This window comes from Shewanella sp. Shew256 (assembly GCF_002196695.1).
Taxonomy (GTDB): domain Bacteria; phylum Pseudomonadota; class Gammaproteobacteria; order Enterobacterales; family Shewanellaceae; genus Shewanella; species Shewanella mangrovisoli.
The window spans coordinates 22,570-35,099 of sequence record NZ_NAJR01000005.1; the positions used below are offsets into that span (position 1 = coordinate 22,570).

Consider the following 12,530-nt stretch of genomic DNA (forward strand, 5'->3'; position numbering starts at 1 on the left):
GCGACTATGCCAAACCCAAATTTTGAAAAGCAAGTAGAAGAATTAGGTGCCAATCTAACCAAGATTGGTGATCAAATTAAATCGGCGGCAGAAGAAACCAATAAGCAGATCAAGGCTTCTGGTGAAATGCATGCCGAAACCCGCGATAAGGTCGATAAGCTGCTTTTAGAGCAAGGCTCAATGCAAGCTCGCTTGCAAGAAGCAGAGCAAAAGCTGCTAAAAGGCGCCCAAAGCAACCAACAAGAGCGCGAACAGTCAATCGGTGAGCGTGTGGTTAACGACAAGGAAATGGAAGGCGTTAACAGCTCATTCCGTGGTAGCCGTCGAGTTGGTATGCCCCGTTCGGCAATCACCTCTGCCACTGGTTCAGGTGCTGGTTTAGTTCGTCCAGATCGTATGGCTGGAATTGTTGCAGGTCCAGAGCGTCGTTTAACCATTCGTGACCTAATTGCTCCAGGTGAAACCGAGAGCAACAGCATCGAATACGTTAAAGAGACAGGCTTTACCAATAACGCGGCACCAGTAGCAGAAGGTGCAGCTAAGCCTTACTCTGAACTCACATTTAGCCTAGTCAGTCAAGGTGTGCGTACTATTGCACATTTATTTAAAGCCAGCCGCCAGATTTTGGATGACGCAAAACAACTGCAAAGCTTTATCAATGCCCGTGCACGTTACGGCTTAATGCTTAAAGAAGAAACCCAGCTGTTATACGGCAACAACACTGGCGCCAATTTGCACGGTATTATTCCTCAGGCAAGCGCTTACGTTAAACCAACTGGCGCAACAGTTGATACCGAGCAGCATATTGACCGCATTCGCTTAGCGTTACTGCAAGCGGCATTAGCCGAATATGCCGCTGATGGTATCGTTCTCAATCCAATTGATTGGGCGGTGATTGAAACGCTGAAGGACAGCAACAAAAACTACTTGATCGGCAAGCCGCAAGGGCAGACTAGCCCAACACTGTGGAACCGGCCAGTAGTTGAAACCCAATCCATTGTGCAAAACGAGTTCTTAGTCGGTGCCTTCCAAATGGGCGCTCAGATCTATGACCGCATGGATATCGAAGTATTAATCTCTACCGAGAACGACAAAGACTTTGAAAACAACATGGTCAGTATCCGTGCAGAAGAGCGTTTAGCGCTAGCGGTTTACCGTCCAGAAGCCTTTGTCACTGGCAACTTTACCTTCGCTTAAATCAGTTAACTGATAACTAAAGCACTAAAGGCCGAATTTCGGCCTTTAGTTTTAGTGGCATAAACTCTTGGAGAATTACCATGGCTAAAATACTCGCCATTGCACTCAAATCTTTTTACTTGGACACCGAAGTAAAAACCACTTCATCAAAACCGTTTGAAGTAGATGAACATCACTTTAACGAGCTAAAACACAATGGCTTAGTTGCTCGCGCACCAGAAGAAGCAACCGAAGCAGACGTTAATGCTGCTGAAGCTGAAGCAAAGGAAAAAGAAGAAGTAGATGCTAAGGCTGCTACAGCCGCAGCCAAAAAAGTCAAAGCGTAATCAGTAGTACAGGAGTCCTCTGTGAGTATCATCACCCTAGAACAAGCAAAGCAAAATCTAAATGTGTTTCACGATGAAGATGATGCAAGTTTGCAGCTGCTGCTTGATGGGGCAGAGGACGAAGCAAGCCAATATTTGGGAATGGAATCCCTAAACGCTTTGATTGATGAATCAACGGGCAAACTACCTGCAAGCGTCATCACTGGCGTAATGATATTGCTGCAATCGAGTTATCAAGCGTCACCTGATGACGCGCTTAAACTGCGCAATGCCGCTGAAATCAAGTTAACACCTTATCGTATTGGCTGGGGAATTTAATGCTCGCCTATCGTTTACGCCATCGAATCCACCTGCAACAGCCAGTAAAGCAGCAAGACCCGCTCACAGGTGCAGTTTCAATATCGTGGCAAACCCTCACCTTAGGTACTAAGCCGCTTGATAAGGTTGCCGCCGAGGTATTAACAGGGGCTGGGCGTGAATTTTATGCAGCAGATGCAAAACAAGCTGAAACCAGCGCCAGAATCAACCTTAGATGGTTTCCAATTGATCTCAGCTTGTTTTACCAATGCCGAATTTTATGGGACGGCAGAACTTACGATATTCACTCGATAGAAACGGATTTAACAGGCCGTCAAGAGTGGCGCTTACGCTGCAAAGATGGCGTGAATCAGGGCATTTAACCATGAACCAGCCTCACATTTTCACCATTGAAAATACCAGTGAAATGGGTAAACCCGTCGAGGTGTTTTTAAACGGTAAAAAAGTGGATCACTGCATTTATGCAGATACTAAAAAAGGAAAAGTGGTTTTTTATCCTCAGCCATACAAAGTGCATAAGCATAGAAAACGCTTAATAAGCAAAACATTACATGGAAATGTAACTGTTGAATATAAACCTAAACGGTAGGTTAACCATGGCAACCTCAGATTTCAGCATTGTTGGCTTAAAAGAAGTCAAAGCCAAAATGAACAAGGTTAGCCAAACCGTGATTGATACAGGCACACGAACAGCGCTTCGCAAAGCCGCTGGCATTGTTAAAAAAGCGGCGCAACAAAACGCGCTGGCAGTGGATGACCCAAAAACAGGGCGCAGGATCAGCGACAACATCACCCTGCAGTTTGCTAGCCGACTATTTCAACGCAATGGGGTGATTATGTATCGCGTTGGTGTAGCAACCAATCGCGGCCGTATTCCAACGCCAAATGCCGACGAAGGCGCACGCGGCAATACTCCACACTGGCATTTAGTGGAGTTCGGTACCGAACGCGCCCAAGCACGGCCATTTATGCGCCCAGCGTTGGCTAACAATATCAACCAAGTGATAAACAGCTTTACCTTTGAATTTGATAAAGAACTCGATAAGGCACTTTCATGAGCACCGCGCCTATTTTTGTGGTTTGCAGTAATAGCCCAGAGGTCACCGCGCTGCTGGGCACTAACCCAGTAAGGCTTTATCCGTTTGGGAAAGCACAACAAAACGAGCCAAAGCCCTATGCCGTTTGGCAAGTGATCGGCGGTAGCCCTGAAAACTATTTAGCCGGCAGACCAGATACCGATGCATTTACCCTGCAGGTGGATGTATACGCCGACTCAGGCGCCACAGCCTCAGCAGTGGGTGATGCAATTCGCCACGCCATCGAACTGGATGCCTACACCACCAATTACAACGGTGATGACCGGGATAAAGAAACCGGCAATTACCGCCACAGCTTTGATATTGATTGGCTAGTCACTCGTTAGCCGTAAAACCCACAACGCAACTTAAAACCAAAAGCCTCTGCACCTGCAGGGGCTTTTTTGTATCTGCCGCAAGGCTATTGTTAGGAGCAACAACATGAGTATGAAAACGCAGGGCACCCAGCTCTATGCAATCGATCCGGCAGATGATTCCCTTTTAGGTGTCATCGCGGTGACCTCCATTGACGGTATCGACAGCCCAGTCGACCCCATCGAAACCACCCCATTAGAAGCCATGGCCCGTGAGTTTGTGGCAGGATTAAAGTCGCCTGGTGCCGCAACATTTGGTATCAACATTGACCCACGTATCCCAAGCCATCTTCGCCTGCATCAAATTAAAACAGCAGGTACTACCATTAAATGGGCTATTGGTTTTAGCGATGCTGTGGGCACAGCTCCAACGGTTGCAACTAAAAACTTTACCTTGCCAACTACCCGCACATGGATCACCTTTGAAGGCTTTATGACGGCCTATCCATTTGCCTTTGCGCAAAACGATGTGGTTAAAAGCACTATCGGCATTCAAGTCTCTGGCGATCCTGTGCTTACCCCTGCATCAACAACGCCTTAATTTTGGTTAAACCATCCGAAAGCCCACCTAACCGTGGGCTTTTGCTTTTTATCTTAATTAACTTAATCCTAAGGAATAATCATGGAATTAAGTGTTGCAAGCCTTATTCAGTCGGGTTCCTATTCCCCTGCAAAACCAGAACGCCGTGAAATTTCGTGGACAACGCCCAATGGCGAAACCCATAAAGCTATCGTCTTTATCCGTAAAGAGTCATTCGCTACCGCACAAGCCGAAGCCAGCAACTACAATCGTGGCGTCGACTGGTTAACCTCGCGCATTGTTGCCAGTGTGGTTGATGAGCAGGGCAAGCCCCTGTTTGAGATTGACGATATTCTTGGCAATGAAGCCCATGGCCCGATTTGCGACTCGTTAGGGTTTGCCTTAATTGGAGCCATTAACGAGGTTAACGGCATTGGGCTAAAGCCAGACCCAAAAACCTTACCGCCGACCACGAATTCTGGCACGAGCTCGTGCTCGCAGGAGTCGGCGGACGAACCATCGAAGAAGCCCAGCAGAACCTCACGCACCGAGAAGTCATCGATTGGATCGCCTACCGAGCAAAGTTCGGCCCATTAAGCATTCAAGCGCGGCAAGAGCGCATTGCCGCAGCACAAATGCATCACATCAACACCATTCACGGCGGCAAAGCTAAGTTTGAAGATTTTATGCTATTCAGCCAGTTAGACGAGGCAGAGCAGCCAGAAGCCACCGTTGACGATGTATTAATGATGCTCAAAGCCAGCGCAATTAAAAAGCAAACCGATTAACAGCAATAAGGCCAAGGACGGCCACCAAACGCCCTTAAACTAAGTAGGAAATCCCATGACAACTAAGTCCCTTGGCAACTTAACATTAAATGTGATTGCTCAAACGGGCAGTTTTGAAGAGGGAATGGATCGTGCCGAGCGTAAAACTTTAGCTCTTAATAATACAATGGCTAAAATGGTAAGGCAGATTGATCCATTAGTTTCCCAGTTTGCTAGTTTAAATGAACAGCAACGCCGCCTTTCGGAACTTAATAGCAAGGGTGTATTTGGTGGAAGAGAGTTTGAAATACTATCAGCGCGACTGGATAGCGCTAAAAATTCAGCCTACGAAGCAAACTCAGCTTTCGCAGATCAGTACAAGCAGATAAACCGAGTCGTCAGCCAGCTAGATCCTGCCATCGCAAAATATGCCGAATTAGACAACATGCAAGCTAGGTTATCTGAAGGTGTAAAGATAGGCCTTGTGAGCCCTGCTGACTATGATACCTACAGCAAAAAAATTGCGCAGATGCGCAATGAAGTAGGTAAAGCTGGGGTTGAGTACGACAAAACAGGCAAGTCAGCAAAGGAACTGGCGTTTGCGACTCGCGGCCTACCAGCCCAGTTCACCGATATCGCGGTATCGCTGCAAGCAGGACAAAACCCGATGACGGTATTCTTGCAGCAAGGTGGCCAGCTTAAGGATATGTTTGGCGGTGTTGGCCCAGCAGCTAAAGCCATGGGCGGCTATATTATGGGGTTAATCAACCCATTTACCGTTGCTGCTACCGCCGCGGGTGTAATGGCATTGGCCTACTATCAAGGCAGCATCGAGGCCGATAGGCTGCGCAATGCGCTGATATTAACGGGCAACTCAGCAGGTACAACGACTGACCAATTAATGGATGCCGCCAAGCGTATTGATGCCATTAGCGGTACCCAACGCCAAGCCGCCGCAGCACTGGCCGAGGTCGCCAAGACAGGTAAATTCTTTGGCGACCAAATTGAGTTAGTCGGCCTTGCCGCCATTAAAATGGAAAATGTTACTGGCAAAGCAATGAGTGAAACCATTGCGGAATTTGTCAAGCTCGCCGATGACCCGGTAAAAGCCGCAGAAGAACTCAATAAAAAATATAACTTCCTTACTGGTGCGGTTTATGAGCAAGCCGCAGCGCTTAAAGAAGCAGGTAAATCAAATGAGGCCGCTGAGCTCGTTTTTAAAGCATATAGCGATGCTATTGATGACCGCACAAGCGATATCACTGAAAATCTTGGTTATATTGAGCAAGCATGGAAGGCGGTAAAAGAGATATCCGCAGAGGCTTGGGACGCAGCAGCAGGCATTGGTAGACGTGAAACGATTGCCGATCAAATTGCTAAAGCCAAAGCAGAACTCAGCGGGCTAACAGGATCAACTCAGTTAAAAGTCGATATTTTAGCTAACACTAGCGGACTTAACACAGGCGCTATTCCTGACGCTTACAAACCAAACCTTGATGCCGCTAAAAAACAGGCTGAAATACTTAAGCGCCGAATTGAAGATTTAGAGCTACAGCAGCAAGTACTCAACGATATTGCCGAAGAAGAGGCTGAACGCGCCAAGATAAGTAAAGACTCAATTGCCGCCCAGCGAGAAAACGCCAAATTAACGGAAGAAACCCTTACCAACGAGCAAAAGCGCACCAAGGCGATAAAGGAATACAAAGACAATATTGAAAAAATACGCAAGGACAACCCCAATAGCGCCTTGCTGGATCCAGATACAATTAAACGTGATCTGGCCTCGATAGAGAAAAAGTTCAAAGACACAGCAAAAGCCGCATTTAAAGATGATGCCGCAACTAGCTACCTTATGCGCCTGCGCGAAACCCAAGCAGGCTTGCAAGGCCAGCTAGATAGCAACACTAAACTTACGCAATCACAAAAAGAGCTATTGCAGTTTGAACAGCAAATTGCTGATATCAAAAATAAAGATGTACTCACCGCACAGCAAAAAAGCTTATTGGCTGAGCAGTCGGTGATCCGCGCCCAGCTTGAAAAAAACGTCGCTCTCGATGAAGAGCTTAAAAAACGTAATGAGGCGCTGCGCCTACAAAGCTACAGCGCCAACCTTGCTGCCAACTTAGCTGCAGAGCAACAACGCAATGCCGACAAGCTCGCCAGCTTTGGCTTAGGTGATAAAGCCCAGCAACGCCTAGGTGATCGCCAAAGCATTGAGCGCGATATTGAACGCGCTCAGGGTAAAGCCCTGTCGGATAACCTTGCAGGCCGCACCACTGCCGAAGAGTACCAAGCCCAGCTGGCGATGCTTAAGCAAAACCTCAGCGATCGATTAGCCGCGCAGGACGAATACTATATTGCCCTCGACGCCAAACAAGCTGATTGGACAAATGGTGCCCGTTCATCAATGCAAAACTACATTGATGCCGCAGCGGATATGGCAGGCCAAACTGAAAAGCTATTTGATAGCGCCTTTGGTGGCATGACAGACGCCTTAACCGACTTTGTAACCACGGGTAAGGCCGACTCTGCGGAGCTAACCAAGTCTATCTTGTCAGATCTCGCCAAAATCTCCATGCAAAAGGCGATAGCAGGTATCGCCAGCAACATTTTTGGCGGATTCGCTGAAAGTGGTGCCGTTGGCTATTCATCCGGTGGTTACACTGGCGCTGGCGGTAAATACGAGCCAGCAGGCATAGTCCACCGTGGTGAGGTGGTTTGGTCGCAACGCGATGTAGCCCGTGCGGGTGGCGTGGCCACGGTCGAAGCCATGCGCAAAGGCAATAAAGGTTATGCGGATGGAGGCGTAGCAGGCGGCGCAGCCTATAACGGTGTGCCAGCCGCGGCCATGGCTGGCGCGGGTGTGGTCCATGTTGAAGTGAATATCGATCAAAGCGGAAACGCCACCACCACGGCCGATACCCCAGCATTAAGCCAGTTCGGCAGCGAGCTCGGCAAGTTTGTTGAGCAAAAATACCGCGAGCTATTAGCAAAGGATTTGCGGCCTAACGGCCAAATTGGTCGCACGATTGCGGGAGGTTATCGTTAATGCCGCAAACATTCACATGGGCACCAGATAACGGCGCCACAGGCGATACCCAATATCGTACTCGCACCGCTCAGTTTGGTGATGGCTACCGCCAATCAGTAGGCGATGGTATTAACAGCAAGGTGCAAAGCTGGCCGCTGACGTTTACCAAAAACAAAGCCACCGCCGAGGCGATAGTCGCCTTTCTTGATGAACACCAAGGCGCTAAGTCATTTATCTGGACGCCGCCCCTTGGCACAGCATCACTATGGCAAGTTAAGCAGGTCACTAACACCCCATTAGGCGGCGGTATGTATCGCATCGCCGCCACTTTCGAACAAGCATTTCATCCTTAATACTTCGCTATCGGACGTAAACTCATGGCATTTGAAACGATTAATCTAGGCACCCAGCCAGCTGGCACAGGTGGCGATACGGCTCGCTCTGCATTTGAAAAAACCAACCGCAACTTTTTAGCCGCAGAAGTACTCTCCGCCGCCATGTCACAAGCGCAGTTTGAAGCGATTCGGGCGCAGAACAAAGAACACTATGTCGCGAGTGGATGGGTCAGCTTTGGTAATCATGAATCCGGCAAACAAGTCAATGAATGCAAGCCGGGGCTTTATACCGCACTCACTACACCAAATACCTTGCTGATTGGTAAAGCTGGCGGGGTGGGTGGTTCAAATACTGATAATGCTGTGCTTAATATGGCAGGAGTTTTATTCCATCTTCCTGTTGGATTTGGTATTAAGTTCCCTCAAGCGCCTGATGGTAAAACCACCTATAACAAATCAACAGGCGTTATCACTACTCACGCCACTGTTACTGCTGCGTTCAATGCTCAAGCAGCAGATCCAACCAGTATCGAAGTAGTAACAGACCGCGTTGATATGTGGGGCTTTGAGGCTTGGCTGGAAGAGGTTAATACAACCAATCCGTATATTTATCCAAATGGTTTGATTCAATCACAAGCTACAACAATGGATGGGATTGCTACCTCTGCTAGTGCTCGCCCAGTATCTTATTATGCTGTATTTGATGGTGATACAGGGTCAAAAGGTAAGGGCTTAAACTTTTTTGTACTGACAGATGCGCAAAAGAAAAAGGTGTTGGCTAACCATAAAAACAATTTGTACTACTTAGATGATGGACGTTTAGTTCAATGGCGATTGAGGCAGAGATCAGTTAAAAATAATGGAAATGGTGATTGGGTATATATAGATGCCAGTGTTATTACTGCCTACGGTTTAGTTGGAAGTGGAAATACTGCTGTAGCAGAAGCACAGCCACAGGGTGCTTTAGATGTACCATACGCCATTGGTGTAAATTATTGGACTCCTCCACTTGGTAAAACTAACTGGGGTTTCACTAGTTACACAGTAAATGGTGCCTACAAAGCTTCTCGTGCCTTTGGTGGAGTTAGTACTAATGCCGCTATAAACGGTGAATGCTACTTCCTAGTCTGTGGGACTGTTAATAGACTGAACCAGGGGGGATATCATCCTAGTTTTAATCCTAATGGGACTGCTTCATGGCGTTCAACTCAGCAGCCTTACTGGTGTTGTACATGGGATAATAGAGATATTAGAACTAAATTAAGTGGTGAGCCTTCAAGTAAAGCTGACTGCTTTACAGCATCTCTAGGATCTTCTGGCAATGGCGGTTTTGGTAATATTGGTACGGCAGCCTATGATGGATATAATCGTCCTGATAAACGTTTCTACGATGGCATCTACGCAGATGGTCAAGGCGGCATTTGCCGTGATATGCGTTATTCAGCTTATGGTGTGGATAGTGTTGGCTTTGCAGAAGCAGGCCAAAAAGTTCAGAGTAGTACTTATCGTGGTTTTGAAAAGACAAAACTAACAACAGCGCTAAGTTCAGTTGATTCAAATGTGAGTGTTGGTGGTAACTTCCTTGTGACAGAAGTTATTGCAACTAACGCAGTTATTAATGCCACTGCTGCATTATCTGGCGGATGGTCTGGATTTAAAAACGCACAACAACCGACTGGTGCTATTAGTTCTTTTGAGCTATCTCGAGATGCTATAACTGCACCAACAGCTCTGCGATCAACTAACAATGGTTCATCTTGGAGTGTATTTACTCCCACATATAACGCAGTAAGCAACAGCGTAACGTTAACTAATGAGCCTGCTGCAAACATTGTTATTCTTCAATACCAAGCCTTCGCTAGACAGACCGAAAACGCACCTAACGCAGCAATAACAGGCCTAGTTCCGTACAACGTCTTTGTATCCTCTGACTATCGTCCTGAAAACGGTGCTTTGCTGGGTGAGTCGTTAATTGGTAAGTTGCTGAAAAACAACTCAGGCGTGTCAGTTAATAATATGTCTCTATCATCATGCTCCATGGATGGAACTGGAAAATTAACCTCTGCTACAAATTTCGACGGGGTTACTCACCCAGCATTAACGCTTGCATTGCCAGCAAATAATTCTCCAGCGTTTAAGGCGGTTAGCTATCTCTCTAATATCAACCAGCAAGCCTTTGTCCAATATGCTTATACCGAGCTAAAGCACAATGGCACTAACTGGGGTGATGATGGCAAGGTAACGATTGTCGATAACCAGTCAAATAAGACAGACTTAAACGGCAATACCGTTTTAGTGGGTACCGCCAGACTCAAAGAGCCAATTGGCTGGATTAAGAATAAGGTGTAACTATGGACTTAAGTATGTTTTACGAACTCGACAAGTCGGGTTCGCCGGTGCTTGATGAGCACAAACAGCCAGTAATACGGCATCGGCCAGAGTCAAAAGCTCTGGCCGATGTGCTTTTAGTCACTCGCTTACATGCCGCTAATCCCGCAATGCACCATGTTATCGATAAGTTTATCGATCTATATGCAGTTACGCTGCAATGGGATTGGTTCGAGCAGTATCAAGCATGGCTTGCGCGTAAAACGGATGCTGAGCTTAATGCGCCAGCATTACCAATTGATGCGCAAGATCACCAAGCGATTGAGCAGCCATTTTTTTCCGAGCCAATGCCAGAACGGCCACAGCATAAAACCCTTGAGCAATATCGCTCTGAAATACTGATCGATGGCATTAGCATTGACGAATACCTATTTCGCACTCAACGGGCTGCGGCTGTAAATTCGATTACCGTGGAAGTGGATGGGTTGGTGTTTGATGGTGATGAACAGTCACAACGCCGCATGTTAGCCGCCATCCATGCGTCTGAGGATGCTGGCATTACCTCCACCATTTGGCGCTTAGCAGATAACACCGAAACAGCAGTTACTGTGGATCAAATTCGCCAGGCGCATAGCTTAGCGATTATTGAGCAAGGCAAGCTATGGACCAAAGGTGGCGCCGATGTTGAGTGCTGATATTCAAACCCTCGAACCGGGCAATGAGATTATTCTCTATGAAATCGACGGTACCGCCTTTGGTGCCGATATCCTGCGGTTTCATGCACATAACCTTGCATACACAGGAGCAGAGTTAACCCAAGCGGCACAAACACAACAACCGATAGCAGCAAAAGTAATCTATTGGCAGGGTGAAGAGTACAGCCCATGGCCAGCTCAGTTAGAAGGGGTTGAGGTTAACTCCGATGGCTCGCCAAGCACGCCAACGCTAACGGTGGCTAACCTAGATGGCAGTATTAGCGCCCTGTGTTTGTACTTTCAGAACATGGAGCAAGCCAAGATAACAATACGCCGAACGCTGGCAAAATATCTTGATGCAGCCAACTTCCCCAGCGGCAATAGTGAAGCGGATCCAACTCAAGAAGCGATTGAGATTTGGTATGTCGATAAAAAGGTCAACGAGGATAATGTTGCTGTCACCTTTGAGTTATCCAATCCTGCCGACCTTTCTGGCTACAAAATCGGCCGACAAATGACCGCCTATTGTTACTGGTGTCAACGTGGTGAGTATCGCGGCGCGGATTGTGGCTACACGGGCGAAGCTATGTTTACCGATGAAGATCAACCAACCGATAACCCAGCACTAGACCAGTGCTCAGGCACAATTAAAGGCTGCACCTTACGCTTTGGCGAAAATGCCGAATTACCCCATGGCGGCTTCCCCAGCGTGCGGCTAATACGTTAAAAGCATTTTCCCGCCGTCAGCAAAATGGTCTAACACTAAAAGCAGGTCCATATGCATCCAACCATTTTACATGCCTTTAGTCAGCATGCGGCCAGTTGCTACCCTCACGAATGTTGCGGATTGCTAATCCTGCAAGGCAACAAAGCGCAATATGTGCCATGTGAAAACAAGGCAACTAACAAGGCCGATGAGTTTGTGATTGATCCGCAGCAATACGCGGATATTGACGAACAAGGCGCAATCATCGGAATATGCCACAGCCACCCAGACGCCAGCAGCAAACCCAGTGAGCGCGATCGCGCCATGTGTGAGGCTAGCGGCTTGCCTTGGCATATCCTTAGCTGGCCTGATGGCGACTTACGCACCATAGTGCCAACGGGTGCTCGCAAACCGCTGCTAGGCCGTCCGTTTGTGCATGGCGTATGGGATTGCTATAGCTGCGTGCGCGACTGGTACAGTGAGGTGCAACAAATCCTGTTGCCAGACTTTGAGCGCCAAGACGGCTGGTGGGAAGGCGAGCAAGAGCTATACCTCGATAACTTTGCCAAAGCGGGATTTGTGGCGCTGCCAAATATCAATCTAGCCGATCTGCAAATTGGCGACGGCATCTTAATGCAAATCCAAAGTCAGCGAGTTAATCACGCCGCCGTTTATGTTGGTGAAGGCAAGATCCTGCATCACCTCTACGGGCGGCTTAGCCGCTACGATATCTATGGCGGATACTGGCAACGCAATACCCGATTAATTGTGCGTTATGCAGGATAAAACGGCTAAAAACTTTACAGTCTGTTAGGGCGTTGGCATAGTGTTGATGTTAAGTAATTTATTTAATAAGG

At 47.6% G+C, this 12,530-nt stretch carries 16 protein-coding genes; all 16 read left to right on the forward strand.

What is annotated here, in order from left to right; all coding sequences use genetic code 11:
• Window positions 1-6: 6 nt before the first annotated feature.
• The 16 genes from B5P39_RS10615 to B5P39_RS10690 all read left to right on the forward strand — a co-directional run bounded on the left by B5P39_RS10615 (window position 7) and on the right by B5P39_RS10690 (window position 12,459).
• A complete protein-coding gene (locus tag B5P39_RS10615) occupies window positions 7-1,197 on the forward strand; it encodes a phage major capsid protein (protein WP_088211497.1) in 1,191 nt (396 codons plus the stop codon).
• An 80-nt stretch (window positions 1,198-1,277) separates the two neighbouring features.
• On the forward strand, window positions 1,278-1,523 hold the full coding sequence (locus B5P39_RS10620) for a hypothetical protein (RefSeq protein WP_088211498.1): 246 nt from the start codon (window positions 1,278-1,280) through the stop codon (window positions 1,521-1,523).
• Window positions 1,524-1,544: 21 nt separating this feature from the next.
• Window positions 1,545-1,841: a head-tail connector protein gene (locus tag B5P39_RS10625; RefSeq protein WP_088211499.1), complete on the forward strand. Its 297-nt coding sequence runs from the start codon at window positions 1,545-1,547 to the stop codon at window positions 1,839-1,841.
• Window positions 1,841-2,203: a head-tail adaptor protein gene (locus B5P39_RS10630; RefSeq protein WP_088211500.1), complete on the forward strand. Its 363-nt coding sequence runs from the start codon at window positions 1,841-1,843 to the stop codon at window positions 2,201-2,203. The genes B5P39_RS10625 and B5P39_RS10630 overlap by 1 nt, the downstream gene beginning before the upstream one ends.
• A gap of 2 nt (window positions 2,204-2,205) precedes the next feature.
• Window positions 2,206-2,430 carry a hypothetical protein gene (locus B5P39_RS10635; RefSeq protein WP_088211501.1) on the forward strand — a complete coding sequence of 75 codons (225 nt, stop codon included), beginning with the start codon at window positions 2,206-2,208 and terminating at the stop codon, window positions 2,428-2,430.
• A 7-nt stretch (window positions 2,431-2,437) separates the two neighbouring features.
• Window positions 2,438-2,899 (forward strand): HK97-gp10 family putative phage morphogenesis protein, encoded by a 462-nt coding sequence (locus B5P39_RS10640; RefSeq protein WP_088211502.1) that lies wholly within the window; start codon window positions 2,438-2,440, stop codon window positions 2,897-2,899.
• A complete protein-coding gene (locus B5P39_RS10645; RefSeq protein ID WP_088211503.1) occupies window positions 2,896-3,264 on the forward strand; it encodes a DUF3168 domain-containing protein in 369 nt (122 codons plus the stop codon). The genes B5P39_RS10640 and B5P39_RS10645 overlap by 4 nt, the downstream gene beginning before the upstream one ends.
• 94 nt (window positions 3,265-3,358) lie before the next feature.
• Window positions 3,359-3,832: a phage tail tube protein gene (locus B5P39_RS10650; RefSeq protein WP_088211504.1), complete on the forward strand. Its 474-nt coding sequence runs from the start codon at window positions 3,359-3,361 to the stop codon at window positions 3,830-3,832.
• An 81-nt stretch (window positions 3,833-3,913) separates the two neighbouring features.
• Window positions 3,914-4,408 carry a phage tail assembly chaperone family protein, TAC gene (locus B5P39_RS10655; protein ID WP_088211505.1) on the forward strand — a complete coding sequence of 165 codons (495 nt, stop codon included), beginning with the start codon at window positions 3,914-3,916 and terminating at the stop codon, window positions 4,406-4,408.
• Window positions 4,303-4,599 (forward strand): phage tail assembly protein T, encoded by a 297-nt coding sequence (locus tag B5P39_RS25250; protein ID WP_441347614.1) that lies wholly within the window; start codon window positions 4,303-4,305, stop codon window positions 4,597-4,599. The genes B5P39_RS10655 and B5P39_RS25250 overlap by 106 nt, the downstream gene beginning before the upstream one ends.
• Before the next feature lie 55 nt (window positions 4,600-4,654).
• Window positions 4,655-7,627 carry a phage tail tape measure protein gene (locus B5P39_RS10665; RefSeq protein ID WP_176399918.1) on the forward strand — a complete coding sequence of 991 codons (2,973 nt, stop codon included), beginning with the start codon at window positions 4,655-4,657 and terminating at the stop codon, window positions 7,625-7,627.
• On the forward strand, window positions 7,627-7,962 hold the full coding sequence (locus B5P39_RS10670; RefSeq protein WP_088211507.1) for a phage tail protein: 336 nt from the start codon (window positions 7,627-7,629) through the stop codon (window positions 7,960-7,962). The genes B5P39_RS10665 and B5P39_RS10670 overlap by 1 nt, the downstream gene beginning before the upstream one ends.
• 24 nt (window positions 7,963-7,986) lie before the next feature.
• Complete coding sequence (locus B5P39_RS24680) at window positions 7,987-10,293, forward strand: hypothetical protein (protein ID WP_088211508.1); 2,307 nt, start codon at window positions 7,987-7,989, stop codon at window positions 10,291-10,293.
• Between the two features lie 2 nt (window positions 10,294-10,295).
• The gene (locus B5P39_RS10680) at window positions 10,296-10,967 is read left to right on the forward strand and encodes a DUF4376 domain-containing protein (RefSeq protein WP_176399919.1); all 672 of its coding nucleotides are present in this window, start codon (window positions 10,296-10,298) and stop codon (window positions 10,965-10,967) included.
• The gene (locus B5P39_RS10685; protein WP_088211509.1) at window positions 10,954-11,694 is read left to right on the forward strand and encodes a phage minor tail protein L; all 741 of its coding nucleotides are present in this window, start codon (window positions 10,954-10,956) and stop codon (window positions 11,692-11,694) included. The genes B5P39_RS10680 and B5P39_RS10685 overlap by 14 nt, the downstream gene beginning before the upstream one ends.
• Window positions 11,695-11,745: 51 nt before the next feature.
• Window positions 11,746-12,459, forward strand: coding sequence for a C40 family peptidase (locus B5P39_RS10690; RefSeq protein WP_088211510.1), 714 nt, complete (start codon window positions 11,746-11,748; stop codon window positions 12,457-12,459).
• Window positions 12,460-12,530 lie beyond the last annotated feature (71 nt).

What these genes read in the sequence shown, in the direction of transcription:
- B5P39_RS10665 (WP_176399918.1), top strand. Translation starts at nt 4,655, where the DNA reads ATGACAACTAAGTCCCTTGGCAACTTAACATTAAATGTGATTGCTCAA.
- B5P39_RS10690 (WP_088211510.1), top strand. Translation starts at nt 11,746, where the DNA reads ATGCATCCAACCATTTTACATGCCTTTAGTCAGCATGCGGCCAGTTGC.
- B5P39_RS10655 (WP_088211505.1), top strand. Translation starts at nt 3,914, where the DNA reads ATGGAATTAAGTGTTGCAAGCCTTATTCAGTCGGGTTCCTATTCCCCT.
- B5P39_RS10680 (WP_176399919.1), top strand. Translation starts at nt 10,296, where the DNA reads ATGGACTTAAGTATGTTTTACGAACTCGACAAGTCGGGTTCGCCGGTG.
- B5P39_RS10615 (WP_088211497.1), top strand. Translation starts at nt 7, where the DNA reads ATGCCAAACCCAAATTTTGAAAAGCAAGTAGAAGAATTAGGTGCCAAT.
- B5P39_RS10630 (WP_088211500.1), top strand. Translation starts at nt 1,841, where the DNA reads ATGCTCGCCTATCGTTTACGCCATCGAATCCACCTGCAACAGCCAGTA.
- B5P39_RS10670 (WP_088211507.1), top strand. Translation starts at nt 7,627, where the DNA reads ATGCCGCAAACATTCACATGGGCACCAGATAACGGCGCCACAGGCGAT.
- B5P39_RS10620 (WP_088211498.1), top strand. Translation starts at nt 1,278, where the DNA reads ATGGCTAAAATACTCGCCATTGCACTCAAATCTTTTTACTTGGACACC.
- B5P39_RS10645 (WP_088211503.1), top strand. Translation starts at nt 2,896, where the DNA reads ATGAGCACCGCGCCTATTTTTGTGGTTTGCAGTAATAGCCCAGAGGTC.
- B5P39_RS10685 (WP_088211509.1), top strand. Translation starts at nt 10,954, where the DNA reads ATGTTGAGTGCTGATATTCAAACCCTCGAACCGGGCAATGAGATTATT.
- B5P39_RS10640 (WP_088211502.1), top strand. Translation starts at nt 2,438, where the DNA reads ATGGCAACCTCAGATTTCAGCATTGTTGGCTTAAAAGAAGTCAAAGCC.
- B5P39_RS24680 (WP_088211508.1), top strand. Translation starts at nt 7,987, where the DNA reads ATGGCATTTGAAACGATTAATCTAGGCACCCAGCCAGCTGGCACAGGT.
- B5P39_RS10635 (WP_088211501.1), top strand. Translation starts at nt 2,206, where the DNA reads ATGAACCAGCCTCACATTTTCACCATTGAAAATACCAGTGAAATGGGT.
- B5P39_RS10650 (WP_088211504.1), top strand. Translation starts at nt 3,359, where the DNA reads ATGAGTATGAAAACGCAGGGCACCCAGCTCTATGCAATCGATCCGGCA.